At 70.0% G+C, this 24,570-nt stretch carries 20 protein-coding genes; 4 read left to right on the top strand and 16 right to left on the bottom strand.

Annotated elements, in window-relative coordinates; translation table 11 throughout:
* Positions 1 to 15: 15 nt before the first annotated feature.
* Together lipB and CEK65_RS03170 are read right to left on the bottom strand one after the other, a co-directional pair.
* Positions 16 to 723 (bottom strand): lipoyl(octanoyl) transferase LipB, encoded by a 708-nt coding sequence (gene lipB, locus CEK65_RS03175; protein ID WP_152180750.1) that lies wholly within the window; start codon positions 721 to 723, stop codon positions 16 to 18.
* Positions 711 to 989 (bottom strand): YbeD family protein, encoded by a 279-nt coding sequence (locus tag CEK65_RS03170; protein ID WP_017908125.1) that lies wholly within the window; start codon positions 987 to 989, stop codon positions 711 to 713. The genes lipB and CEK65_RS03170 overlap by 13 nt, the downstream gene beginning before the upstream one ends.
* A 355-nt stretch (positions 990 to 1,344) precedes the next feature.
* Between CEK65_RS03170 and CEK65_RS03165 the strand changes: the two genes are divergently transcribed.
* A complete protein-coding gene (locus CEK65_RS03165; RefSeq protein ID WP_152180749.1) occupies positions 1,345 to 2,400 on the top strand; it encodes a lipid A deacylase LpxR family protein in 1,056 nt (351 codons plus the stop codon).
* A gap of 157 nt (positions 2,401 to 2,557) precedes the next feature.
* On the opposite strand, the gene CEK65_RS03160 is transcribed toward CEK65_RS03165, so the two are convergent.
* The 14 genes from CEK65_RS03160 to CEK65_RS03095 all read right to left on the bottom strand — a co-directional run bounded on the left by CEK65_RS03160 (position 2,558) and on the right by CEK65_RS03095 (position 20,391).
* Positions 2,558 to 3,769 (bottom strand): D-alanyl-D-alanine carboxypeptidase family protein, encoded by a 1,212-nt coding sequence (locus CEK65_RS03160; protein WP_017913472.1) that lies wholly within the window; start codon positions 3,767 to 3,769, stop codon positions 2,558 to 2,560.
* 149 nt (positions 3,770 to 3,918) lie between these two features.
* Entirely contained in the window at positions 3,919 to 5,403 is a 1,485-nt protein-coding gene (locus tag CEK65_RS03155; protein WP_152180748.1) for a septal ring lytic transglycosylase RlpA family protein, read from the bottom strand.
* Positions 5,400 to 6,536 carry a lytic murein transglycosylase B gene (gene mltB / locus CEK65_RS03150; RefSeq protein ID WP_152180747.1) on the bottom strand — a complete coding sequence of 379 codons (1,137 nt, stop codon included), beginning with the start codon at positions 6,534 to 6,536 and terminating at the stop codon, positions 5,400 to 5,402. The genes CEK65_RS03155 and mltB overlap by 4 nt, the downstream gene beginning before the upstream one ends.
* Positions 6,537 to 6,732: 196 nt before the next feature.
* Positions 6,733 to 8,124 carry an NAD-dependent succinate-semialdehyde dehydrogenase gene (locus tag CEK65_RS03145; RefSeq protein ID WP_152180746.1) on the bottom strand — a complete coding sequence of 464 codons (1,392 nt, stop codon included), beginning with the start codon at positions 8,122 to 8,124 and terminating at the stop codon, positions 6,733 to 6,735.
* A gap of 64 nt (positions 8,125 to 8,188) precedes the next feature.
* Positions 8,189 to 9,595: an NAD(P)(+) transhydrogenase (Re/Si-specific) subunit beta gene (locus CEK65_RS03140; protein WP_152180745.1), complete on the bottom strand. Its 1,407-nt coding sequence runs from the start codon at positions 9,593 to 9,595 to the stop codon at positions 8,189 to 8,191.
* A gap of 4 nt (positions 9,596 to 9,599) precedes the next feature.
* Positions 9,600 to 9,914, bottom strand: coding sequence for an NAD(P) transhydrogenase subunit alpha (locus tag CEK65_RS03135; protein ID WP_152180744.1), 315 nt, complete (start codon positions 9,912 to 9,914; stop codon positions 9,600 to 9,602).
* A 3-nt stretch (positions 9,915 to 9,917) separates the two neighbouring features.
* A complete protein-coding gene (locus CEK65_RS03130; protein ID WP_152180743.1) occupies positions 9,918 to 11,057 on the bottom strand; it encodes an NAD(P) transhydrogenase subunit alpha in 1,140 nt (379 codons plus the stop codon).
* 273 nt (positions 11,058 to 11,330) lie between these two features.
* On the bottom strand, positions 11,331 to 12,761 hold the full coding sequence (locus CEK65_RS03125) for a glycosyl hydrolase family 28 protein (protein WP_226980459.1): 1,431 nt from the start codon (positions 12,759 to 12,761) through the stop codon (positions 11,331 to 11,333).
* The gene (locus tag CEK65_RS03120; protein WP_152180742.1) at positions 12,758 to 14,098 is read right to left on the bottom strand and encodes an AcvB/VirJ family lysyl-phosphatidylglycerol hydrolase; all 1,341 of its coding nucleotides are present in this window, start codon (positions 14,096 to 14,098) and stop codon (positions 12,758 to 12,760) included. The genes CEK65_RS03125 and CEK65_RS03120 overlap by 4 nt, the downstream gene beginning before the upstream one ends.
* A gap of 325 nt (positions 14,099 to 14,423) precedes the next feature.
* On the bottom strand, positions 14,424 to 15,530 hold the full coding sequence (rodA, locus tag CEK65_RS03115; RefSeq protein ID WP_017907587.1) for a rod shape-determining protein RodA: 1,107 nt from the start codon (positions 15,528 to 15,530) through the stop codon (positions 14,424 to 14,426).
* Entirely contained in the window at positions 15,527 to 17,587 is a 2,061-nt protein-coding gene (gene mrdA / locus CEK65_RS03110) for a penicillin-binding protein 2 (RefSeq protein WP_152180741.1), read from the bottom strand. Before mrdA ends, rodA begins: the two co-directional genes overlap by 4 nt.
* A 1-nt stretch (position 17,588) precedes the next feature.
* Complete coding sequence (mreD, locus tag CEK65_RS03105) at positions 17,589 to 18,074, bottom strand: rod shape-determining protein MreD (protein WP_152180740.1); 486 nt, start codon at positions 18,072 to 18,074, stop codon at positions 17,589 to 17,591.
* Positions 18,071 to 19,174 (bottom strand): rod shape-determining protein MreC, encoded by a 1,104-nt coding sequence (gene mreC / locus CEK65_RS03100; RefSeq protein WP_148829359.1) that lies wholly within the window; start codon positions 19,172 to 19,174, stop codon positions 18,071 to 18,073. Before mreC ends, mreD begins: the two co-directional genes overlap by 4 nt.
* 170 nt (positions 19,175 to 19,344) lie before the next feature.
* Positions 19,345 to 20,391 carry a rod shape-determining protein gene (locus CEK65_RS03095; RefSeq protein WP_010343692.1) on the bottom strand — a complete coding sequence of 349 codons (1,047 nt, stop codon included), beginning with the start codon at positions 20,389 to 20,391 and terminating at the stop codon, positions 19,345 to 19,347.
* Between the two features lie 260 nt (positions 20,392 to 20,651).
* Between CEK65_RS03095 and CEK65_RS03090 the strand changes: the two genes are divergently transcribed.
* From CEK65_RS03090 to CEK65_RS03080, 3 genes are all read left to right on the top strand, one after another.
* Positions 20,652 to 21,584, top strand: a complete 933-nt coding sequence (locus CEK65_RS03090) for a carbohydrate kinase family protein (RefSeq protein WP_017911561.1) — start codon at positions 20,652 to 20,654, stop codon at positions 21,582 to 21,584.
* Between the two features lie 505 nt (positions 21,585 to 22,089).
* A complete protein-coding gene (locus tag CEK65_RS03085) occupies positions 22,090 to 22,602 on the top strand; it encodes a hypothetical protein (RefSeq protein WP_152180764.1) in 513 nt (170 codons plus the stop codon).
* 49 nt (positions 22,603 to 22,651) lie between these two features.
* Complete coding sequence (locus CEK65_RS03080) at positions 22,652 to 24,397, top strand: XVIPCD domain-containing protein (protein WP_152180739.1); 1,746 nt, start codon at positions 22,652 to 22,654, stop codon at positions 24,395 to 24,397.
* The last annotated feature ends 173 nt before the right edge of the window (positions 24,398 to 24,570 follow it).

Genomic DNA, 24,570 nt, shown 5'->3' with positions numbered 1-24,570 from the left:
TCGGCGGGCAGGCGGTCAGGCCGCGTGCGTGAGCGAAAGATCGGGCAAGGCGTCGAGCGGCTGCAGGGTCAGCCCGAACTGGCGCGCCAGTTGGGCCAGCAGGACCGGAGTGACCGCCTGCATGCCGGAGGGACCGCCCAAGTCTAGCACCGCGGTCACCTGCAGGCCCTGGTAGCCGCAGGGATTGATCCGGTGGAACGGCTCCAGGTCCATCGCCACGTTGAACGACAGGCCGTGGAAGGTGCAGCCGCGGCGCACGCGGATGCCGAGCGCGGCGACCTTGGCGTCGCCGACGTAGACGCCCGGCGCGCCCTCGCGGCGTTCGCCGAGGATGTTCCATTCGTCGAGGGTGTCGATGATCGCCTGCTCGATCCGGCACACGTAGTCGCGCACGCCGATGTGCAGCCGGCGCAGGTCCAGCAGCGGGTACACCACCAGCTGGCCGGGGCCGTGATAGGTGACCTGGCCGCCGCGATCGACCTGCAGCACCGGGATGTCGCCCGGCGCCAGCACGTGTTCCGGCTTGCCGGCCTGGCCAAGGGTGAACACCGGCTCGTGTTCGACCACCCACAGTTCGTCGGGGGTGGCCTCGTCGCGCGCATCGGTGAAGCGCTGCATCGCCCGCCACACCGGCTCGTAGGGCTGGCGGCCGAGCTGGCGCACCCGGCACGGCGGCAGCGTCAGTGCCGGCGCCACTGGCGCGTCCCCGGCTACAGCGTCCACTTCACTTCCGGGTGTTCGCGCAGCGCCTGATGCGCGGCGTCGTATTGGGCGCGGTCCACGGCACGGAAGGCGATGCGCACCGACACGTACTTGCCATTGGACGAATGCTTCCAGCTGACGCGCTCCTCCATCACCTCCACGCCGGCCGCGGCGAGCAGGCGCGGCAGTTCGGCCTCCAGGCCGGTGTTGGCGGTGCCCATGGCGCTGAGTTCGAACACGCCGGGGAACTGGAAACCGTGATCGGGGTTATCGGAAGTGATGTCCATGTCCGCATTATCGGGCCGGCGCCGGGCAAACCCAAGGCCGGCCACGGTGCGCAGACAGCGCCCCGGGATCCCGGAGCCGCGCAGCACGGAGATCCGACCGCGCGCAAGACACCGGTGCGGCGCGGTCGCGCGCCGCGGGGGTGCCCCCCCCTGCATGGGTCATTGCGCACCATCGCCTTCACGCGACAAGAGGGCGAATGGGACAGAGAAACCCAAACGGACGAATTTGTCCGCTACGGCACTTTTGCCTATCCTTCACCGCACGGGCTGCGTTCATGGTCCGGGATGGCGCCGGCATCGACTGCCTGCAGGCGGACATCGCCACTCACGCCTTTTCCGACCAGAGACGCCATCCATGCCGTCGCCCCGCCCGCTTGTTCCGCTGGCCATCGCCCTGGCCTTCGCCTCGGCCCCGGTCGCCGCCACCACGCAATGCCCACACGACACCCTGGAAGCGACCGCGCCCACGGTCAACGTCCGCGTCGACAACGACCTGTTCGGTGGCGCCGGCCAGGACCAGGGCTATACCAACGGGTTCGGCCTGATCATCGTCTCGCCGAACCTGCGCGACTACACCGACGACCCCTGCCTGCCGCGGCTGGCGCGGGCGGCGAACCGCGCCCTGACCTGGCTGCAGCCGAACAGCGACTTCACCCAGCGCAACATGACCTTCGCGGTCGGGCAAGCGCTGTTCACCCCCACCGACAAGACCCGCCGCGACCTGATCGAGGACGACCGCCCCTACGCAGGCCTGTTGCTGATGAACATCGGCTACAACGCGCGCAACGACGACCGCCTGCGTACCACCCAACTCACCCTGGGCCTGATCGGCCCGTCGGCGCAGGGCAAGCAGGTGCAGGATGCGGTGCACGCCCTGCTCGGCGACGCCAAGTTCCAGGGCTGGGACAACCAGTTGCACGACGAACCGGTGTTCCGCGTGCTGCACGAACGGCTGCGCCGCTGGTCCGGCGACGGCAGCCGCGACGGCTGGGGGTGGGACGCGATCAGCCACTGGGGCGGCGCGCTGGGTACGCTGGACACCCACGCCAATGCCGGCATGGAACTGCGCCTGGGCTGGAAGCTGCCGGACGATTTCGGCAGTTCGCCGCTGCGTCCCGCCGGCGAGAACGTCGCCCCGCCGGCCGACAGCGTCGGCAGCGGCTGGTCGGCGCACCTGTTCGTGACCACCGATGGACGCTGGGTCTTGCGCGACATCACCCTGGACGGCAACACCTTCCGCGACAGCCACAGCGTGAAGAAGCGCCCCTTCGTCGGCGACGCCGGCATCGGCCTGGCGGTGATGCGCGGCAAATGGAAGTTCGCCCTCGCCCGCTACTGGCGCACCCGCGAGTTCGATCTGCAGCGGCAGACGCCGGTGTTCGGGAGTTTTACGGTGAGTCGGAAGCTTTGAGGCTGGGAATGGGGAATGGGGAATGGGGAATGGCAAAAGCGGGCCTCCGATCTCCCCACCAAACCGGCAGGTGGCAGTACACCGCTTTACCCATTCCCGATTCCCCATTCTCCATTCCCAAGAAAAAAGCCGGCGTCAGCCGGCTTTTTTCAAACACTCATTCGGATTCCCACCACATCCAGAAGCTGTCCCACAGGCGCTTGAAGAAACCGGCCTCGTCGACCGCCTTCAGCGCCACCAGCGGGGCCTGCGCCACCACCTTGCCGTCCAGGCTCACCTTGACCATGCCGATCTGCTGGCCCTGCTTGATCGGCGCCTCGAGGGTCTTGGGCACTTCGATCGCCGGCTTCAGTTCGTTGTAGCGGCCACGCGGCACGCTGACCAGCAGCGGCTGCGCCACGCCCAGCAGCACCTGCTTCTCGGTGCCCTTCCACACGCGCTGCTGCGCGACCTGCTTGCCCGGCTCGTACAGGCTGTGGGTCTCGAAGAAGCGAAAGCCCCAGTTCAGCAGCGCCAGGCTGTCCTCGGCACGCTGCTTCTCGGAGCTGTCGCCCATCACCACCGCGATCAGGCGCTGGTCGCCGCGCTTGGCCGAGCTGAGCAGGCAGTAGCCGGCCTCGGAGGTGTGGCCGGTCTTGATGCCGTCCACGCTGGGGTCGCGCCACAGCAGCAGGTTGCGGTTGGGCTGGGTGATGTCGCCGACGCGGAATTCCTTGATCTTGTTGTACGCGTAGGTTTCCGGATAGTCGCGCACCATCGCCCGGCCCAGCAGCGCCAGATCGTAGGCGGTGGTGTAGTGGCCGTCGGCCGACAGGCCGTGGGCGTTGACGAAGTGCGAGCCGGTCATGCCGATCTTCTTCGCATACTCGTTCATCAGCGACGCAAAGGCTTCCTCGCTGCCGGCGGTGTGTTCGGCCAGCGCGATCGCCGCGTCGTTGCCGGACTGGATCGCCATGCCCTTTTCCATGTCTTCCAGGCGCGCGGTCTTGTTGACCGGGAAGCCGCTGTAGCTGCCGTCGGTGCCGGCGCCGCCCTCGCGCCAAGCGCGCTCGCTGAGCATGACCTGGTCGTCGCGGGTGATCTTGCCCAGCTTCAATTCGGCCGCGATCACGTACGAGGTCATGACCTTGGTGATGCTGGCCGGGGCCACGCGTTCGTGCTCGTTCTCGCCGGCCAGCACCTGGCCGGTGGCGTAATCCATCAGCACCCAGGACTTGGACACGGCCGGCTTGGGCGCGGGCGGGATCGCCACGGTGGCCGGAGCGGCGGCAGCGGCGGCCGGCGGCGCGGGAACCGGACCGGGCGTCTGCGCGGAAACCAGGCCGACGGCGAACGTGGCCACGGCAGCGACGGCGAAGCGGAATTTCATCTAAAACGACTCCTGGCGGGCCCGAAGGCCGATGGAAAACGCGACATTGTAGGCCGAGCCGGCGCCCGGGCAGGCGCGGCGCGGGCACGCGCGCGAACCGGCGTTAAGCCATCGGCGCGCCGACCGCCCGCCGTGGCGGGCACGCCGCCTCAATCCTTGACGATCTGCGGCCGGCCGAAGCCGAGGCCGGCGATGCGCGTGGCCAGCTCGGCGGCGCGCCCATGGTCCTCGGCCGCCACCCGCAGCCGCCACAGGGTGCGGCCACCGGAGACGATGTCGCTGATGCTGGCGCCGACGATGCCGGCCGAGGCCAACTGCGACAGCGCGCGGTTGGCGTTCTCGCGGCTGGCGAAGCTGGCCACCTGCAGCAGGATGCCGAGCGGCCCGCGCGCGCTGTCGTCCTCGCGCGGCGCGGCGCTGGCGACCGGTGCGGGAGGCGCTGCCGGCGTCGCCACTGCGACGGCCGGGGCGGCCACGGCGGCAGTAGGCGCGGCAACGGGCCTGGTCGTCGCGGTGCCGCGGGATCCGCGCACCGGGGTGCTCGCTGCGGCCACGCTGGGCGCGGGCGTGGCCGGCTTGCCGGTGGCCACGCGCACGCCGCGCGACTTCATCCACGCGTCGAAACGATCGGCATCGCCGACCCGGCCCGGCGCGTCCTGCACGCGATAGCGCCAACGCTCGCCTTCCGGCAGCGCCGCGGCCGTGGCGGTCGCCGCGGCGGCGGTAGGCGCAACGACCGCCGCCACCGTGCCGGCGCGCGCCGGCACGGTCGCGGCGGCGGCCACGCTGCCGCCGGCCGATCCGGCCGACGTCGCCGGCAGGGTCTTGACCAGGTTGTCCATGTCCGCCGCGCGCCGCACCGCCGCGGGATCGCGTGTGGCGGTGGCGGTGGACGCGCTGGCCAGCAGCGTCGCCGGGCGCCGGCCGGGAGTGCGCCGTGCCAGCAGGTCGCCGTTGTCGGCCGGGGTCAGGCCGCGCACTTCCACGCGGCCGGTGCCCTTGCCGGTGATGCCGAGCTTGACCGCCGCCGCGTAGCTCAGGTCGATCAGCCGGTCGTCGTGGAACGGGCCGCGATCGTTGATCCGCACCACCACCGATTCGCCGTTGTCCAGGTTGGTGACCAGGGCGAAGCTGGGCAGCGGCAGGGTCTTGTGCGCGGCGGTGAACGCGTACATGTCGTAGACCTCGCGGTTGGAGGTCAGCCGGCCATGGAACTTGCTGCCGTAGTACGAGGCGGTGCCGCGCTCGACGTAGCTGTGCGGATCGTCGATGACCACGTACTCGCGGCCCAGCACCATGTACGGGGAGCGGTTGCCGATCGCCGAGCGCGGCTCGTCGGTGACCAGCGGCTCGGGAATGCAGGCGACGTTGGGCACGTAGTCCGGGGTGCTGTCGCGCACGCCGGGCGCGTACAGGCCGCCGGCGGTGTAGTTGCCGCGCTTGGACGGATCTTCCTTGGCCGGCGCGTAGGGCGAGGTCGACGGACAACCGGTGGCGACGTGCGCCGGCCCCTTGCCCTCGACCCGGATGCCGGGTCCGGCGCCGCCGGCGGTCTTCTTCGGGGCGCTGCTGCAGGCGGCCAGCGCCAGCACAGCGACGACGGGAGCGATCCGGAGCAGCGCGTTCGGGTTCATGCCGGGGGTAACTCCTTGCCGGCGATGGCCTGGGACAGTTGGTAGACGGCCATCGCGTACATCTTGGAATTGTTGTAGCGGGTGATCGCGTAGTAGTTCTGGAAGCCGAGCCAGTACTGCTTGCCGGCGCTGCCGTCGAGCGTGATCGGCGTGGCGCCGCCAGCGGCTGCCGGCACCGGCGCGGTCGGCGTGTAGCCGCGCGCGGCCAGGTCGGCCAGGGTGTAGGTCGGCGTCCAGTCGGTCGGATTGAATTCCTCGGCGCCCGGGCGCAGCGTCGCCGGCACCGCGACCACGCCGTCGCGCACCCAGCCGCCCTTCTTCACGAAGTAGTTGGCGATGGACGAGAACGCGTCGTCGTAGTCGGTGAACAGATTGCGCTTGCCGTCGCCGTCGCCATCGACCGCGAACTGGCGGTAGCTGGACGGCATGAACTGGCCCAGGCCCATCGCACCGGCGTAGCTGCCGATCAGGCCGGTGATGTCCAGGTTCTCCTCGCGGGCCAGCGCGAACAGCTGGCCGAGCTCATCGCGGAAGAACAGTTCGCGGCGCACCTCGCGCTCGAGCTTGGCCGGATCGCCGCTGCGCGGATAGCGGAACGCCAGCGTGTACAGCGCATCCAGCACGCGGTAGGAGCCGGCGTTCTTGCCGTAGCTGGTTTCCACGCCGATGATCGCGACGATGACCTCGGCCGGCACGCCGGTGCGCGCCTGCACCCGCTGCAGTTCGTCGCGATGCGTGGCCAGGAACGCGCGGCCGCCATCGATGCGCGCCTGGCTGATGAACATCGGCCGGTACTCGCTCCACGGCTTGACCCGCTCGGCCGGGCGCGACATCGCCGCGACGATCGCATCCTTGAACTGGGCCTGCGCCAGGGTCGCCTCGATCTGCGCCGGATCGATGCCGTACCTGGCCGCGGTGTCGCGGACGAAGTTGGCGCGGGCGACCTCGAACGGGACCGGGGTCAGGTCCACCGGTGGCGCCTGCACCACTTCCGGCGCGGCCTCGGCCGGCGGAGCCGGACGCGGCGCAGGCGGCGGCGCGCTGGCCTGCGGCGGCGACGGAGGCGCCTTGGGCTGGGTCGCGCATGCGACTAGGCCAAGCGTGAGCAGGCAAATCAGCGAGCGTCGGATCATGCCGGCAGACTAACAGATTCAAGATGAATTTCTACCAATAACGCCATGAAACAAAAGAACTTTGCCCCAGGTCAAGTGCGCCCGCAGCATGACCTGCCGGCATGCACCGGGCACGCGCCCAGAGCCGGGCGTGGCGACGGCACAAAAAAGCCGCCGGGGTTGCCCCCGACGGCCTGGCCTGACGCGTGGCGCCCACTCAGAACGGCGCGTCGATGTCGACCACGTCGATCAGCTTGTGATTGACGAATTCCTTGATGCCCAGCCCGATCAGTTCGCGCCCGTAGCCGGAACGGCGCACGCCGCCGAACGGCAGGTCGGCCTTGACCATGGTCGGGTGGTTGACGAACACCATGCCGGTGGAGATGCGCCTGGCCACCGCCACGCCGCGCGCATCGTCGCCGGTGAACACCGAGCCGCCCAGGCCGAACGGCGAATCGTTGGCGATGCGCACCGCGTCGTCCTCGTCCCGGGCGCGAAACAGCATCGACACCGGGCCGAAGAATTCCTGGTGGTAGGCCGGGTTGTCCGGGGCGACGTCGGTGAGGAAGGTCGGCTGCACGAACGCGCCATGCACCGGCACCGGCGGCCCGACCTCGGTCGCGGTGGCGCCATGCCTGACCGCCTCGGCGATCTGCCGCTTCAGGTCGTCGGCGGCGCCTTGCGAAGACAGCGGCGCCAGCGTGGTCGCCGGATCCATCGGATCGCCGGCCCGCAGCGCCGCCACGCCGGCGCGGTAGCGCTGCAGGAATTCCTCGTACACCTCCTGCACCACGATCATGCGCTTGGACGACACGCAGACCTGCCCGCCGTTCCAGTGGCGGCCGAACACCGCCCACTTCACCGTCTTCTCCAGCGGCGCATCGTCCAGCACCACGAAGGCGTCGGCACCGCCCAGTTCCATGGTCGACTTCTTCAGCGCCTTGGCCGCCTGGGCCGCGACGATGGCGCCGGCACCTTCCGACCCGGTGAGTGCCACACCGTGCACGCGCGGGTCGTTGAGGATGGTCTCCACCTGGCCGCGGGTGGCGTAGAGATTGACGAAGGCCCCGGCCGGCAGCCCGGCTTCGGCCATCAGCGCTTGGAACTTGGCCGCGCACTGCGGCACGTTGGAGGCGTGCTTGAGCAGCACGGTGTTGCCGGCCGACAGTTGCGGGGCGATGATCCGCGCGATCTGGTAGTACGGGAAATTCCACGGTTCGATCGCCAGCAGCACGCCCAGCGGCTCGTGCACCACCATCGCCCTGCCCTCGGCCGGATCGGCCACCGGCAGATGCTCCGGCGCCAGCAAGCGCTCGGCGTTGACCGCGTAGTACTCGAAGATGTCCGCCGACAGTCGCACCTCGGCTTCGGCCTCGCCGATCAGCTTGCCCATCTCCAGCGTCAGCAGGCATGCGTACTCGCGAGTGTTGGCGCGCAGCAGCCGCGCCGCGGCATGCATCACCCTGGCGCGTTCGGCGAACGGGGCCTGCTTCCATTGCTGGAACGCGGCGTCGGCGGCATCGATCGCGGCCAGTACCTGCGCATCGGTGGCCTCCGGGAAGGTGGCGAGCAATTCGCCGGTATAGGGATTGCGGGTCGCATAGGTCATGGTGGTGTCCTCGTGGAAGGTCGAAAGCGCCGGACGCCTCGCGCCGGCGCGGGAAGCGGTTGGGTCAGGCGGCCAGCTCCTTCACCGCCTGCACCATGCGGTTGAGCACCGCGGCGGCGTCGCCGTAGACCATGTCGCAGTTGTCGCCGTAGAACAGCAGGTTCTCCACGCCGGCGTAGCCCTTGCCCTGGCCGCGCTTGATCACGTAGACCTGATGCGCCTGGTCGGCGTTGAGGATCGGCATGCCGTAGATCGGCGAGGCCTTGTCGGTGCGCGCCGCCGGGTTGACCACGTCGTTGGCGCCGATCACCAGCGCCACGTCGGTGCTGGCGAAGCTGTCGTTGATGTCCTCCATGTCGTAGATCAGGTCGTAGGGCACGCCGGCTTCGGCCAGCAGCACGTTCATGTGCCCGGGCATGCGCCCGGCGACCGGATGGATGGCGAACTTCACGTCGACGCCGGCGGCCTGCAGCAGCTTCACCAGTTCGTACAGCCGCCCTTGCGCCTGCGCCACGGCCAGGCCGTAACCGGGCACGATGATCACGCTGGAGGCGTAGCGCATCGACGTCGCCGCATCGCCCGGCTCGACCGCGGTCATGCGGCCCTGCACGTCGCCCTGCACGACCGCGGCGCCGTCGCCGAAATTGCTGAACAGCACGTTGCCCAGCGAGCGGTTCATCGCCTTGGCCATCAGCACGGTCAGCAGGGTGCCGGCCGAGCCGACCACCATGCCGGCGATCATCAGCGCCGGGTTCTGCAGGGCGAAGCCTTCCAGGCCCACCGCCAGGCCGGTGAAGGCGTTGTACAGCGAGATCACCACCGGCATGTCGGCGCCGCCGATCGGCAGCGTCATCAGCACGCCGAAGCCCAGCGCGGCGATGAAGAACGCTGGCGCCGCCCAGGCGCCGCCCGTACCGGTGACCACCAGCGCGCCCAGCACCAGCGCGGCCAGGAACACCACAGCATTGAACGCGCTCTGGCCCTTGAACCGCCATGCGGTGTCGATGCGGCCGTCGAGCTTGGCCCAGGCGATCACCGAGCCGGACAGCGAGATCGCGCCGATCAGCGCACCGAGTACGGTCACCGCCAGGTGCAGGCCGCCCTGCTGCGGCTGCCGCGCGGTCAGCGCGACCCCGGCCACGGCCGCGGCGGCGCCGCCGCCCATGCCGTTGTACAGCGCCACCATCTGCGGCATCGCGGTCACCGCGACACGGCGGCCGCTGCGCCAGGCCCAGGCACCGCCCAGCAGCAGCGCCAGCAGCGCCAGGGCCAGGTTGGTCAGCGCATGCGGACGCGCCGCGGGCTGCAGGTCGGCGAGATAGCCGAAGGCGGCGGCCACCGCCACCAGCATGCCGATCCCTGCCAGGACGATGCCGCGCAGCGCGGTCACCGGCGAGGACATGCGCTTGAGGCCGAGGATGAACAGCAACGCGGCGGCGAACCCGCTCAATTCCACCAGGAGCGAAAGCATGGCGCTACTCCTTCGCGGCCGGCGCGGCGCTGGGCTTGAACATCGCCAGCATGCGGTCGGTGACCACGTAGCCGCCGGCGGCATTGCCGGCGCCCAGCAGCACGCCGACGAAACCGATCGTCTGGCCGGCGACCGTGTCGGCATTGAACAGCGCGTGCATCGCGCCGACCACGACGATGCCGTGGACGAAGTTGGACCCGGACATCAGCGGCGTGTGCAGGATCGACGGCACCTTGCCGATCACTTCGTAGCCGGTGAACGCGGCCAGCATGAACACGTACAACGCGATCAGCCAGCTCATCGACAGATCGAGAGACATGACTCAGGACTCCTTGGTGGGAACGGGCGCGGCGGCCGGCACCGGTGGGTGGCAGAGGCGGCCGTCATGGGTGAGCGCGGTGCCGGCGACCACCGCATCGTCGAAGTCCGGCGCCAGTGCGCCGTCGCGCACCAGCAGGTCGAGCAACCCCAGCAGGTTCTTGGCGTACAGCTCGCTGGCGTGCTGGGCCAACGCCGAAGGCACGTTGCGCGGGGCGACGAGGGTGACCGGTCCGACGTCCACGGTCTGCCCCGGCACGCTGCCTTCGCAGTTGCCGCCGCTGTCGGCGGCGAGATCGACGATCACCGCGCCGGGCTTCATGCCGGCGATCTGCTCGCGGTCGATCAGGATCGGCGCGGTGCGCCCGGGCACGTTGGCGGTGGTGATGATCAGATCGGCCTGCTGGATGTGCTGGGTCAGCACCGCCGCGGCCTTGACCCGCTCCTCGGCGCTGAGTTCGCGCGCATAGCCGCCCTCGCCGCGTGCGTCGATGCCGGTGTCGACGAAGCGCGCGCCGACCGACTGCGCCTGCTCGCGGGTTTCCGGACGCACGTCGTAGCCTTCGGTGATCGCGCCAAGCCGGTGCGCGGTGGCCAGCGCCTGCAAGCCGGCCACGCCCAGGCCCATCACCAGCACGCGCGCGGCACGCAGCGAACCGACCGCGGTGGTCATCATCGGCAGGATGCGCGGCAGATGCACGGCGCCGAGCAGCGGCGCGTAGTAGCCGGCCAGTGCGGCCTGACTGGACAGCACGTCCAGCGCCTGCGCGCGGCTGATGCGCGGCACCGTCTCCATCGCGAAGGCGGTGATGCGGCGTTCGCACAGCAGCTCCAGCAGGCCGGGCAGCTTGGCCGGGTACAGCATCGCGATCAGCATGCTGCCCGGGCGCAGCGCCGCCACCGTGCGCAGCGATGGCGCCTGCACGGCCAGCAGCAGGTCCGCGCCGGCCACCACCTCTTGCGCATCGTCGAGCACGGTGGCGCCGGCATAGGCCGCATCCGGCAATCGCGAACCGCTGCCGGCACCGGCCTGCAGGCGCAATTGCGCGCCCAACTTGGCCAGCTTCGGCAGCACCGCGGGCACCATCGCCACGCGGCGCTCCTCGGCCTGTTCTTCCCTCAGGACTGCAACAGTGAACGCCATGATCGCGGCTCGCTTGGAGGACGCGTGCACTGTGCGCGCCGGCCGACGCGCGGGCATTGATCCGGATCAAGCGCGCTGCCGCATCACGCGCAAAAGAACGCGCGCGATGCCCGCAGCTAGGCGGCGGAACGCTGCGGTGTAACAGGGCGATGGCATCACGTGCGGACGATTGCAGTGCGTGGCGGGCACGCCATCAAAGCCGCAAGACGCGGGCACCGACCGCTCGCGCCACGCGGGCACGCACCGGGTGGCCGCCGGCGTTGCGCGCGCGGGCTACAGGGCCGGGAACACCGGCGCGCTGCTGCAGGCTGGAATCGACCCGGCGAGCGTGGTCGCATAGGTCGAGGCCGCGCTGCTGTCCTCGCTCAAGCGCAGGTCGGATTGGTCCACGCCGATGCGCGCATTGCTGGCATGCAGCGTGGCGACATCGGCGGCCACGTGCGCCAGCACCAGCTCGAGCGGTGTCGCGGCGCTGTAGCCCTGCACCGTACTGCCCTTGCCGGCGGGCGTGTCCTGCGCGCGCAATCCGTCGACCACGATCCCGGCGAAGGTCGGCACGCTGCCGCTGCGGCTGCCGCCGTGGTCGTGGCCGTACAGCGGCGTGATCACCAGGGGCTTGGCCACATCGAACAGGCAGGTGTTGCGGTAGAGCACGTCGCGCACCGGTCCGCCCTTGGCCAGGCCGGTCTTGATGCGCAGGCCGTTGTTGTCGGTGGCGACGATGCCGTCGGCGTCGTGGCCGACCAGGCGATTGCCGTCCACCAGCACGTTGCCGACGCCGTACATCACCTCGCTGCCGATGGAGATGCCGTGGGTGCCGTAGAAGCGCGAGTCGCGCACGGTGATGTCGGCCGAGCGCGCGGCGCTGGTCTTGATCGCGATGCCGTCGTCGCCGGCCATCACGTCGTTGTCGGCCAGGGTCGCATTGCGCACGCTGTCCAGATCCAGGCCGTCGGTGTTGGGGCTGTTGGCCGGCGCCCGGACCCGCACGCCCCACACGGTGACGCCGTCGCCGCCGTGCACGAAGACGTGGAAGTACGGCGCATTGACCAGGTTGACGTGGTAGAGCTGCAGATCGGCGACGTCCTGCGCGCGGATCAGGTCGGGCGCGTTCTGGGTCTGGCCGGCGGCCTTGGCGCTGCGCGCGAACTGCCACCAGCTGTCGCTGCCGCCGAGCATCGGCAGGTCGCCGCGGCCGTCGATAGTGCCCTGGCGGCCGGCGCCGTCGCGCACGCCCATCACCCCCAGGCTGCGCCCCTGCAGGGCGATCAGCGCGCGGCAGCCGCCGCTGCGGGCCGCGGCCTGGCCGCAGGCGTTGCGGCCGGGCACCTGGTAGTCGGCGGGCTGGCGCGAGGCGAACAGGGTCACGCCACTGTCGATCGCCAGCGTGGTGCCGCTGCGGATCGTCAACGGTCCGCTGAGGAAGGCGTTGCCGCTGCCGGCGCGCAGCAGCACCGCGCCGTGCGTACCGGCGGCGCAGCGGTCGAGCGCGGCCTGGATGCGCGCAGTGTCCGGCGCGCTGCGCTCCTGCGCGTCGGTGAAGCGGCGCTGCTGCGCCTGCAGGGTGGCATCCAGCGCCATGCACACCGGCGGCAAGTGCGGTTCGACCACATGACGGGAATCGCCGGTCGCGGCAACGCCAACGAAAGCAGCGGCGGCGAGGACGCCGCCGGACACCAGCGCGACGCGCACAGGCTTGCTCATTGCCGGAGCGCGGCGTGCGACGGCGGCAGCGTGGCGGCGGGCGACGCCGCAGCGGCCGCAGGACGCGGCTCCGGCAGCTCGGCGACCGGCAGGCGCGCGTCGGCGGACAATTGCTGCCAGCGGTCGTCGACGATCGTCGCCAGCCCGGCCGGGTGTTGATCGAAATGGTGACCGCCGTGCAACACCACCACCTCCGCTCCGCGCGCGCGCAATTGCGGGCAGAGCGTATCTTTTTCCTTGTCGCCGTACACGCACAGCAACTGCGCCGCGGGAATGCGCGCCAGTTCCGGCTGCACCGGCAGTGCGTCGTCGTCGTCGCCGAGGTTGAGCCAGCCGCGCACGCGGATCTGGAAATCGGCCTTGTGCTCCAGGCCCAGCAACGCGATCAGGCCGACCTGCTCGCGCTGCGCCGGCGGCAGCCGGTTGACCATGAACGGCAGGGTGGTGGCGCCGAAGGAATAGCCGACCAGCAGGATCTTCTGCGGACGCCAGCGCTGCTGGTAGTAGGCGATGACCCGGCTCAGGTCGGCGCTGGCCCGCGTCGGCGGCTTGGCCCGCCAGAAGTAGCGCAGGCTGTCCCAGCCGACCACGGCGATGCCGCGGCGCTGCAGCGCTTCGGCCATGCCCTTGTCGATGTCGCGCCAGCCGCCGTCGCCGGACAGCACGATGGCCAGCGGTGCGCCCGGGGTCGCCGAGGGCAGCTCGGTCAGCGGCAGATCGTCCAGCGCGCCGCCGCGGCCACGCGCATGCAGATGCGCGGCGACCCGCGCGGCCAGCGCGGCATCCACGCCGCCGTCGGCCGGCGCGGCCACGGTGTCGACAAAGCCCTGCGCTGCGGTCGCGGCGGCGGTCCCGGCACAGACCTCGGTGGGTGCCGGCGCCACGCCGATGGCGCCCCCCAGGGTCGCGGAGGGCGCCGCGCCGACGATGCGCGCGGCCAGGGTCGCGGCGGTGCCGGTGCCGGCCAGCACCGGCAGGTAGTAGCTGTCGCCGTGCAACTGCCGCTGCAGCCGCCGGCTCAGCCGTTCGGCATCGTGCCAGGCCTTGTCGCAGCCGTGGCCGCCACGGCGCAAATGCTTCAGATAGCGCTGGCCGTCGACCACCGCGACCAGCGCGCCGCTGGCGGCGATGCGCCGCGCGGCGTCCTGCCGCTGCGCCGGGCTGCCGCTGGCCAGCAGGATCACCAGCCCCTGCGGCGCCCCCTGCGGATGCACCAGGGTCGTGCGCCCGTAGCCACGGGCGTGCAGCGCCCCCGGCGGAAAGTAATAGCGCAGCAGTGCATAGCCGCTCAGGCCCAGCACCACGCTCGTCAACAGCAACACGCGCAGGAATTTCATCGACACGCATCCATCCCGGCCAACGCCGAGCCTCTGGACAACCACGGGAACGACGAGGCAGCGGCGGACGACGCAGACGGGTGGGCCGGAGCCCGGATCGGCGGATGCGCTGCGGAGGATGCCTCGGCGATGTGGGCTGGGATGGATGCGCGGGGTCGCACCTGCCTACCCGGAAGTTCCTGCACACCTGTGGGCCGGGGGGAGCGGCGCGCGTCACGTGGCATCGACGCGCATTGTGCGGATGCACGACATGCGCCGCAATAATGCCGTCACCTGCCTGCAAGGTTGCGGTTAAGCCAGGGCGCGTCGAACGCCGCGCGCTGGTTCAGTAGCCGTGCACCGGACGGTGCGCCTTCACCGCCATCACCAGGCCCAGCCCGGCCAGCAGCGACACCGCCGAGGTGCCGCCGTAGCTCATCAGCGGCATCGGCACGCCGACCACCGGCAGCAGTCCGGAGATCATGCCGCCGTTGACCAGCACGTAGACGAAGAACGCCAGGCCGGTGGCGCCGGCCAGCAGCCGCGAGAAGGTGTCGCGCGCCTGCGAGGCGATCCACAGGCAGCGCCCGATCACGATCAGGTACAGGGTCATCACCGTGGCCACGCCGATCCAGCCGAACTCCTCGCTGAGCACCGAGAACGCGAAGTCGGTGGTCTGCTCGGGAATGAAGTTCAGGTGCGACTGCGAGCCCATGCCCCAGCCCTTGCCGTGCAGGCCGCCGGAACCGATCGCGATCTTGGACTGGATGATGTTCCAGCCGGCGCCGAGCGCGTCGTTCTCCGGGTTGAGGAACATCATGATGCGGTCCTTCTGGTAGGGCCGCAGCAGCCACAGCCAGGCCACCGGCGCGGCCGCGGCGACGCCGCCGACGGCGATGCCCACCCACCACCACGGCAGGCCGGCCAGCAGCAGCACGAAGCCACCGCTGGCGGCGATCAGCACGCCGGTCCCGAAGTCCGGCTGCAGCATGATCAAGGCGGTGGGAATGCCGATGATGACCGCGCTGACCAGCACGGTCGGGATGCGCGGCGGCAGCGGCATGCGGTGCAGGTACCAGGCCACCATCATCGGCATGCTGATCTTCAGCAGCTCGGCCGGCTGCAGGTAGAACACCTTCAGGTCCAGCCACTGCCGCCCGTACTTGCCGGTGCCCAGCACGAACACCGCCAGCAGCGGCAGCATCGACAGCGCGTAGATCAGCGGGGTCCAGGCGCGCAGGCGCAGCGCCGACACCCGCGACAGGCTCCACATCGCCGCCGCACCGATGGCGAAACGCGCGCCCTGCGCCATCACCAGGTGCATGCCGCCGGCGCTCTTGAGCACCGCCAGCCCCATCGCCATCAGCGCGCCCAGCGCCAGGCACAGCGGCCAGTCCAGGGTGCGGGTGAAGCGGCCGCCGATGTCGACCAGCCAGCGCAGGAAATCCTTCATCGCTCGTCCGGAATCTCGTCGGGGATCGGCGGCGGCGCAGCCGGCAGCGGCACCGCCGCGGCGTCCACCTCGGCCTGGCCGATCAGCACCGGGCGTTCGCCGGCGGCCAGGGCGACCGCGTCGGCGGCGGCGCGCGAGCCGGGATCTTCTGCGTAGTACAGGTGGCTGCCGAACGCGGTGGCGCCGCGCAGGCTGTCCAGCGGCTCGACCCCGGGCGGCAGCCGGCCGAGCAGCCAGGCATCGAAGATCTTGCGCGCGATCGGTGCGGCGGTGCTGGCGCCGTAGCCGCCGCCTTCCACCGCGATCGCCAGGGCGATGGTCGGCCGCTCCGCCGGCGCGAAGCCCTCGAACAGCGAACGGTGGCGCAGGTGCATCGGCAGGCTGCGCGGATCGACCGCCGCCAGTCCCTTACGGCTGACCACCTGCGCGGTGCCGGTCTTGCCGGCCATCTGGTAGGGCGCGCCGACGGTGATCGAATAGCCGCTGCCGCCCGGGCGCATGGTGTCCATCATGCCTTCGCGCACCGCCTGCAGATTGCCGGGGTTGTCGCTGATCGGCTTGCTCGTGCCCGGCTGCACCGGCGCCCAGGGCTGGTCGAAGGCCTGGCGCGTGGCCATCACCAGGTGCGGCGTGCGCAGTTGCCCATCGGCGAGGCCGGCGACTCCGCGCACCAGTTGCAGCGGGGTCACCTTCCAGTCGCCCTGGCCGATGGCGATGTTGACCGTGTCGCCGGGGTACCAGGCTTCCTTGCGGCTCTTGGCCTTGTACGCCGGCGAGGGCACGATGCCGCCGGTCTCGCCGACCAGGTCGATGCCGGTGGGCACGCCGAAGCCGTAGCGGGTCATGTACTGGTCGACCTTGGTGATGCCCATGTCGATGGCCAGCTTGTAGTAGTAGGTGTTCACCGACTGCGCGATCGACTTGCGCAGGTCGGTCCAGCCGTGGCCGCCGCGGTGCGAGTCGCCCCAGCCGCGGCTGACCCCGGGCAGGTAGAACATGCCGGTGGAGAGGATCTTGTCCTCCGGGCGGCGGGTGCCGCTGTCCAGGCCGGCCAGGCCCATGAACGGCTTGATGGTGGAGCCGGGCGCCACGCCGCCCAGCACTAGGCGGTTGAACTGCGGCCGCGACGGGTCGCTGTTGAGCGCCTGGAAGTCGGCGTGGGAGATGCCGTTGACGAACAGGTTGGGGTCGTAGGACGGCAGGCTGACCATCGCCAGGATCTCGCCGGTGCGCGGATCGATGGCGATGGCCGAGCCCTGGTAGTCGCCGAACGCGGCGACCATGGCGCGCTGCAGGTCGGCGTCGATGGACAGGCGCAGGTCGGCGCCGGACTGCGCCGGCACCCGGCCGACGGTGCGGATCGCGCGGCCCTGCACGTTGGTCTCGACCTGCTCGTAGCCGACCTTGCCGCGCAGTTGCTCCTCGTAATAGCGCTCCAGCCCGGACTTGCCGATGTGGGTCAGCGCCGCGTTGCCCTCGCCCAGCGTCTCCAGGTCCTTCTCGTCGATGCGGCCGACGTAGCCGATGATGTGCGCGAACAGGTCGCCGTAGGGGTAGTGCCGGGTCAGGTAGGGTTCCAGCTCCACGCCCGGGAAGCGCCAGCGGTCCACCGCGAAGCGCGCCCGCTCCTCCTCGCTGACACGCAGCTTCAGAGTGATCGGGCGGAAGCTGCGGCTGGCCTTGCGCGCGGCCTGGAAACGCTCGATGTCTTCCGGCGACAGCGCGATGACCTTGCCCAGCTCGGCCAGCAGCGCGTCCATGTCGGCGACCTTGTCCGGGGTCACGTCGAGCCGGAACGCGGGCACGTTCTCGGCCAGCAGGCGGCCGTTGCGGTCGTAGATCATGCCGCGCCCGGGCACCACCGGCCGTGGCTTGATGCGGTTGGCGTCCGAGCGGGTGGCGTAGATGTCGTGGTCCAACACCTGCAGCTTGAAATACCAGGCGCCCAGGCCCAGCAGCGCCAGCAGCACGCACAGGAACCCCAGCGCGGCACGGCGCCGGAACTGCTCGGCCTCGGCGTGCGGGTTCTTCTGCGCGCGGCGCGGATGCAGGGCCATGCTACTTGCTCCGCCGGCCCAGCCGCAGCGCGTCCAGCAGCACGAACAGCGGCGGCCACAGCGCCATGCCCAGCAGCGGCGCCCACCAGTAGTTCCACGGCAGCGTCGGCTCGCCGACGGCCAGGTGCACCGCCGCGGCGACGATGCGGTCGTTGACCAGCAGGCCGCCGATCGCCAGCGCCTGCTGCGACATCGGGAAGAAGCGGATGCGCGCGCGGAAGCGCTGCAGGATGAAGCTCAGGATCACCAGGCGCAGCGCCTGCTCGCCCAGCACCCCGCCGTACATTAGATCGGCCAGCACCCCGACCGCGAAGGCGAAGCCCAGCCCGACCTTGTCCGGGGTCTCGATCACCCAGTACGCCACCACCAGCGCCAGCCAGTACGGCCGCAGCGGCTGCACCACCAGCGGCAACGGCATCAACCCCAGCAACAGCGCCACAATCACGCTGACCGGGAGCACCCAGCCTTTGCTGCGCAAGCGGCTCATTGGCCCGTCTCCTTTGGAGCCGGGCGGGAATCGGGATTCGGGAATCGGGAATCGGATGTCGCGCGTGCCGGCTTGGTCGGCGGCGGGGTGGTCGCGTTGCCGGACGGGTGCGCGCTCGGCGACGCAGTGACCGCAGCTCCGGCTGCGGCCGGAGCCGCGCCCTGCGCTGGCTTGGTGTCACCGCCTTGCGCTGCTCCAGCCACGGGCGAGGCGCCTTCCGCTGCCGCGGACGCCGGCTTCGCCAATTCCCGATTCCCGATTCCCCACTCCCGGCTCTTCAGCAACAACACATCCCGCCCGCGGTCCAGCTTCGCCGCCGGCTTCAGTTCGCCGACCAGGAAGGCGTGGGTGTCGTCCGGGCGCAGGGCGGAGATGGTGCCGACCGGGAAGCCGGCCGGGAAGCGGCCGCCCAGCCCGGAGGTGACGATCTCGTCGCCCACCTCGACCCCGGCGCTGAGCGGGATGTCGCGCAGTTCCAGGCTGCCGCCGCGGCCGTAGACGATCAGGCGCACGCCGTTGCGCGCCACCGTCACCGGCACCGCGTGGTCGGGGTCGGTCAGCAGCAGCACGGTGGAGTGCAGCGGGGTCACCGCGATCACTTGGCCCATCAGGCCGCCGGCGTCGATCACCGCCTGGCCGACGTGCACGCCGTCGCGGCTGCCGGCATCGAGCACCAGGCGCTGCCGGGTCGGGTCCAGGTCGATGTCCAGGATCGGCGCCAGTTGCACGTCCAGGCCGCGGCGCTCGGCCACGCCCAGCAGTTCGCGCAGCTGCGCGTTGTCCAGCGCCGCGGTCTGCAGCCGGGTCAGGCGCGCCTTGGCGATCAGCAGTTCGTTGCGCAACGCGCGGTTTTCCTTGACCAGCTGCGCGTGGCTGGCCGCGTTCTCCTGCACCTGCGACCCCAGCCGCCCGGGCAGGCCGGCCAGCGCCCAGATCGGCTGCACCAGCACCGTGGCCTGGCTGCGCAGGCGGGCCAGCCAGTCGGCCTGCGCGTCGAGCACGATCAGCACCAGCGCCAACGCCAGGTAGGCCAGCAGGCGCGGCGTGCTGGCGGATTCGCCGGGGCGGGCGGTGACGGGAGGACCGGCGTAAGGAGGCACGGGCTAAAGCCGGGAATGGGGAATCGGGAGTGGGGAATCGAACAACAACGGCGCGCTCCCGGCGCGATCGGGCCGGAGCGCAGGCAGGCGAGTGGAGAGGGAGCCGGCAGTGCGGAGGCGGAGGGGCCATTCTATTCCCCATTCCCGACTCCCCATTCCCGGCCTCACATTCACTCCGGCGCGAAGAACTCGTTGCCGTGCATGTCCACCAGTTCCAGCGCCCGGCCGCCGCCGCGGGCCACGCAGGTCAGCGGATCGTCGGCGACCTGCACGTGCAGGCCGGTTTCCTCGGAGATCAGCCGGTCCAGGTCGCGCAGCAACGCGCCGCCGCCGGTCAGCACGATGCCGCGCTCGGCGACGTCGGCGCACAGTTCCGGCGGGGTCTGCTCCAGGGCCAGCTTGACCGCCGAGACGATGCCCGACAGCGGCTCGTGCAGCGCTTCCAGCACTTCGTTGGAGTTGATCTTGATCATCTTCGGCACGCCCTCGGCGAGGTTGCGGCCGGAGATCTCCATCTCCTGCACCACCGCCTGCGGGTAGGCGCAGCCGATTTCCAGCTTGATCCGCTCGGCGGTGGCCTCGCCGATCAGCATGCCGTGGTTGCGGCGCACATAATTGGTGATCGACTCGTCGAAGCGGTCGCCGCCGATGCGCACCGACTGCGAATAGACGATGCCGTTCAGCGAAATGACCGCGACCTCGGTGGTGCCGCCGCCGATGTCGATGACCATCGAGCCGCGCGCCTCGGTGACCGGCATGCCGGCGCCGATCGCCGCGGCCATCGGCTCCTCGATCAGGTACACGTCGCGGGCGCCGGCCTCCTCGGCCGATTCCTTGATCGCGCGGCGCTCGACCTGGGTGGAGCCGGCCGGCACGCACACCAGCACGCGCGGGCTGGGGCGCAGGAAGCGCGACTTGTGCACCTTCTTGATGAAATGCTTCAGCATCGCCTCGGTGTAGGTGAAGTCGGCGATGACGCCGTCCTTCATCGGGCGGATGGTGGTGATGTGGCCCGGCGTACGGCCGAGCATCTGCTTGGCCTCGGCGCCGACCGCGGCCACCGAGCGGGTGCCGCCGATCGCCCGGTCCTGGCGCACCGCCACCACCGACGGTTCGTTCAGCACGATGCCCTGGCCACGCACGTAGATGAGGGTGTTGGCCGTGCCCAGATCGATGGACAGGTCGTTGGAGAACATGCCGCGGAGTTTCTTGAACATCGGGGGATTGGGTCCTGGGGCGCGCGCCGTCGCCAGAATGGCGAAAAAATGGGCAGAAAACGAAGTCCGCTAGCCTAACAACCCGCCTGGGAGCGGGCAAGGAAAATTCTCGCTAAAACCACGCGTTGCGTGGTATCGGCGGGACCGCGATGGATCGTGGTTCTGGCCCTGCCGGGCCGCAGCCGTTACCCTTTGCGCCGCGGCGACCCCGCCCCTCGCCCGCCTGAATGCGGGCTCATTCCTCCGCCAAGGCCTGCCCGATGTCTGCACTGATCTGTGGTTCTCTCGCTTACGACACCATCATGGTGTTCCCGGACCAGTTCAAGAACCACATCCTGCCGGACAAGGTGCACATCCTGAACGTGTCGTTCCTGGTGCCGCGGATGCGCCGCGAGTTCGGCGGCTGCGCCGGCAACATCGCCTACAACCTGCACCTGCTGGGCGGCCATCCGATCCCGATGGGCACCGTGGGCCAGGACTTCGGCCCGTACCGCGAGCATTTCCAGGCGCTGGGCATCGACCTGTCGCGGGTCAAGGTGATCGAGGAGCTATTCACCCCGCAGGCGTTCATCACCACCGACCACGACAACAACCAGATCACCGCGTTCCATCCGGGCGCGATGATGCGCAGCTACGAGAATCACGTGAAGGACGTGCCGGGCGTGACCCTGGGCCTGGTCGGCCCGGACGGGCGCGAGGGCATGATCCAGAACGCCGAGGAGTTCAGCGCCGGCGGCGTGCCGTTCATCTTCGACCCCGGCCAGGCCATGCCGCTGTTCAACGGCCCGGAGCTGCGCCAGTTCATCGAGCAGGCCGACTACGTGGTGGTCAACGACTACGAGTCCAACCTGCTGCAGGAGCGCACCGGCTGGAACGAGAAGGACATCGTCTCGCGCGTGCAGGCCTACATCACCACCCAGGGCCCCAAGGGCGCCCTGGTCCACACCCCCGAGAAGACCTACGACATCCCGCCGGCGCACGAGCGCCGCGTGGTCGACCCCACCGGCTGCGGCGACGCCTTCCGCGCCGGCCTGATCTTCGGCATCCAGCGCGGCTGCGACTGGCTGACCATCGGCCGCATGGGCAACCTGATGGGCGCCCTGAAGGTCGAGCACCCGGGCACGCAGAACCAGCGCTTCGACTTCGACGAATTCAACGACCAGTTCAAGCAGCAGTTCGGTTACGCGTTGTAGGGCTGGGGCACTTCCGGCGGAACGGCAGCGTCGACACCTGGCCATCGCGCTTGCCGGCCGCTTACCCGGCGGGCCGCCGTTCCACGACCGATTGCGACGCGGCATCCAGGCTTGCGGCGCCGATCCGGGCGGGGCTAGACTCGGCCGCCCGCGTCGATGGAATGATCGGATGGACACCGCGCCTCGCTGGACCGCCAGGATCCTGGCCACCACACCGATCCCGCGTGGACTGCTGCTCTCCCTGTGCTGCGCGGCGACCCTGTGCGCCTGCGGCAACGCCGCCCAGGCACCCGCGAGCGCGACTCCCTCCGTGCCCCCGACCGCCCCCGCGCCTGCCGCGAAAGGCCCGACGGCGCCTGCTGCGACGCACGATGCGGCGGCCGCGCAAGTGCCCCCCGGCCACTATGCCACCCAGCCCGGCTGGGGCCAGCTGACCGTGCAGCCCGATGCACGCTTCACCCTCGAAACGCAGAATGTCGATGCCGGTTGCAGCTTCAGCGGCACGCTGCACGGGACCCAGGCCGCGGTCGACGACGGCACCTGCACGCTGCAGTTCGCACCCAAGGCAGACGGCGTGGCGGTGTCCGCGACGGCCGGCGCCGAAAGCGCGTGCCGGGAGTACTGCGGCGGCAACGGCAGCTTCGCAGGCGACTATCTGAAACAGGCTGCGACCTGCACGCCTGAAGCCATGCAGCGAACGCGCAAGGCCTTCCAGGCATCCTACGATCGCAAGGACTATGCGGGTGCCGAAGCGGCGCTCGCGCCGCTCTATCGCGACTGCGTGGCGGCCCTCAGCTTCAGCGACGCCGGCGCCATCCGCAACGACTACGCGCTGACCCAGCATAAACTCGGCGACGATGCCGGATGCCGGCAGACGCTGGCGCCCTACCAGGACGACGCCAAGCGCAGCGACGACGCCATCAGCGAGGGCATGACGCCCGCCCTCGTCGACGATTACCTCCGCGTGATCCGCGCCGCACGCACCAACCTCAAGCTCTGCGGAGAAGGCAGAGGCTAACGCGAACGCAAGCGTCTACAGGGACGACACACCATCGGGGAACAGCGACATGTCCGATCTAAACACCGCCCCCACCGCGGCAACGCCGCAACTCACCGACGCGCAACTCAAGACCTTGGGCTACTTCGCCATCGGCGTGGCCTCGGAAGGCAGCCTGGGTCCCAAGAATGTGGCCTATCACCTGTCGTTCGCCGGATCGGTCGAGGGCAACACGCTCAAGCCGGTGGCCAACAGCGGCTTCAGCATCGGCACGCTGCAGACCGACCTGGGCGCACATCCGGACGTCGTCCCGACGCTGGTGGATGCCTACCAGACATGGGCCGCCCGGCAGACTCCGAGCCTGGCGCTGTCGGAAAACCAAAGAACACAGACGATCTCCGATCTGCAGCGCAATGGCGATGCCATCCGCGCGGACAACGGCCGCGCACCCGATGCAACCGTGCTCAAGAACCTCAATACCTTCCTGGCCTCCGATGCAGGCGTGCAATTCGTGCACGATCGCGACCGCACGCAGATCGACCATCTGATGCGCGAAGGCGACGGCAAGAAGGACCATGGCGGCGCGCTGCACCAATTGCGCCAGACGGAGTTGTACAAGAACGCGAGCCTGGACGACCAGGCCAAGTACGCCACCGTGCTGATGAAGCTGGAGAACCAGGCCGGCAAGAGTCAGTATCCGAAGATCCTCAAGGGCATCAACGACGGCAGCCTCGACAGCGTCGAGGACGTGGTGAACAAGGTCGACGCGCTGCTGCCGAACAAGACCAACAAGAAAGGCGAGGTGGTGCCCGACTACATCGAGAGCGGCGTCCACCACGCGCTCGCAGGTACCGAGGTGTTCAACAAGCTCCGTGCGGCGCAGCCCGGGAATCCCCTGCATGATGCTTTTGCGGCGGTTTCCGCCGACCCATTGCGCAGCCCGGTCGACCTGAAGGGCGATACCGCGCACGCGGATGCGCTGCATCAGTACAACGCGACCAAGACCCTGTTCCTGCAGAACGGCCAGTCGCCAAAACTGATCGGCGCCCTCGACCAGGACAGTGCGTTCGGCTACAACCTCAAAGGCCGGAACGGCAAGACGGTCGCGCAGTCGTCGAGCCTGTTCGGCGCGGACAACGATGTGGTCGTCTTCGATGGGAACGGTCACGGTACCGCCTTCGTCGGCGGCAAGTGGAGCGCGGTGCAGCGCGACGAGGTCAAGCGCGTCGGCAATGCCGATCAGAGCGTGGATCTTCAACTGCGCAAGGACGGCAAGAGCGAAACGCTGCTGCACGTACCGCCCCCGGCGCAGTTGCGCGAACGCAGCGAGCAGCAGCAACCGCAAACGCCTGCGCCGGATCGCGCTCCGGCGTCGGCGCCCGGCCCGAACGACGCCAGCCACCGGAATCATGCGCTGCTCGAGCAGATCCGCGAGGGCGTCAGAAGGATCGACCAGGATCTGGGCAAACCGTACGATGCGGCCAGCGAACGCCTGAGCCGTGCTGCGTTGGCCGCTTGCCGGGACAATGGCGGCCCCGGCAACGCGCCGCTGGCGTCGAACGCACTGGAACGGGCCGATCGCGTGGCGCTCACCGAGAAGGGCCATCTGGTGGTGGTCGAAGGTGAACAGCGCGACCCGGCGCAAAAGCGCGCCAGCGTGGATGTGCAAGTGGCGCTCGCCACTCCGGTGGAGCAGTCCGACCAGCGACTGCAGGCCGCGAACCAGGCGATCGACCGCGAACGGCAACTCACGCAACAGCAGGAATTGGCGCGCGAGCGGGACGCACCGAGCCGCAACGGCCCGGCACTGGCATAACCCGACTTCGGCCGGACGCATGCGGCAGCGCGCAGCGCGCCGTCTGCGTAGCGGGCGGTGCAGCACTCGATTCGCCCCGTCGCCGTTCCCCCCGCGCGACGGTGGATGCGGATGCACTACGACATGGCGCTGTCGGAGCGCGGCGTGTCCTGCACGCCCACCGACAGTCATGA

The organism is Xanthomonas sp. LMG 12459 (assembly GCF_009192905.1).
Taxonomy (GTDB): Bacteria; Pseudomonadota; Gammaproteobacteria; order Xanthomonadales; family Xanthomonadaceae; genus Xanthomonas_A; species Xanthomonas_A sontii.
Note: the sequence above shows the minus strand (reverse complement) of the source record. Positions and strands in the feature narration are given on the sequence as shown.

Bases quoted from the DNA above. Each gene is read 5' to 3' on its own strand.
- CEK65_RS03160 (WP_017913472.1), bottom strand. From the start codon at position 3,769: ATGAAATTCCGCTTCGCCGTCGCTGCCGTGGCCACGTTCGCCGTCGGC.
- CEK65_RS03090 (WP_017911561.1), top strand. From the start codon at position 20,652: ATGTCTGCACTGATCTGTGGTTCTCTCGCTTACGACACCATCATGGTG.
- CEK65_RS03145 (WP_152180746.1), bottom strand. From the start codon at position 8,124: ATGACCTATGCGACCCGCAATCCCTATACCGGCGAATTGCTCGCCACC.
- CEK65_RS03120 (WP_152180742.1), bottom strand. From the start codon at position 14,098: ATGAAATTCCTGCGCGTGTTGCTGTTGACGAGCGTGGTGCTGGGCCTG.
- CEK65_RS03125 (WP_226980459.1), bottom strand. From the start codon at position 12,761: ATGAGCAAGCCTGTGCGCGTCGCGCTGGTGTCCGGCGGCGTCCTCGCC.
- CEK65_RS03165 (WP_152180749.1), top strand. From the start codon at position 1,345: ATGCCGTCGCCCCGCCCGCTTGTTCCGCTGGCCATCGCCCTGGCCTTC.
- mltB (WP_152180747.1), bottom strand. From the start codon at position 6,536: ATGATCCGACGCTCGCTGATTTGCCTGCTCACGCTTGGCCTAGTCGCA.
- CEK65_RS03140 (WP_152180745.1), bottom strand. From the start codon at position 9,595: ATGCTTTCGCTCCTGGTGGAATTGAGCGGGTTCGCCGCCGCGTTGCTG.
- mreD (WP_152180740.1), bottom strand. From the start codon at position 18,074: ATGAGCCGCTTGCGCAGCAAAGGCTGGGTGCTCCCGGTCAGCGTGATT.
- CEK65_RS03135 (WP_152180744.1), bottom strand. From the start codon at position 9,914: ATGTCTCTCGATCTGTCGATGAGCTGGCTGATCGCGTTGTACGTGTTC.
- CEK65_RS03095 (WP_010343692.1), bottom strand. From the start codon at position 20,391: ATGTTCAAGAAACTCCGCGGCATGTTCTCCAACGACCTGTCCATCGAT.
- CEK65_RS03080 (WP_152180739.1), top strand. From the start codon at position 22,652: ATGTCCGATCTAAACACCGCCCCCACCGCGGCAACGCCGCAACTCACC.
- CEK65_RS03155 (WP_152180748.1), bottom strand. From the start codon at position 5,403: ATGAACCCGAACGCGCTGCTCCGGATCGCTCCCGTCGTCGCTGTGCTG.
- rodA (WP_017907587.1), bottom strand. From the start codon at position 15,530: ATGAAGGATTTCCTGCGCTGGCTGGTCGACATCGGCGGCCGCTTCACC.
- CEK65_RS03130 (WP_152180743.1), bottom strand. From the start codon at position 11,057: ATGGCGTTCACTGTTGCAGTCCTGAGGGAAGAACAGGCCGAGGAGCGC.
- mrdA (WP_152180741.1), bottom strand. From the start codon at position 17,587: ATGGCCCTGCATCCGCGCCGCGCGCAGAAGAACCCGCACGCCGAGGCC.
- CEK65_RS03170 (WP_017908125.1), bottom strand. From the start codon at position 989: ATGGACATCACTTCCGATAACCCCGATCACGGTTTCCAGTTCCCCGGC.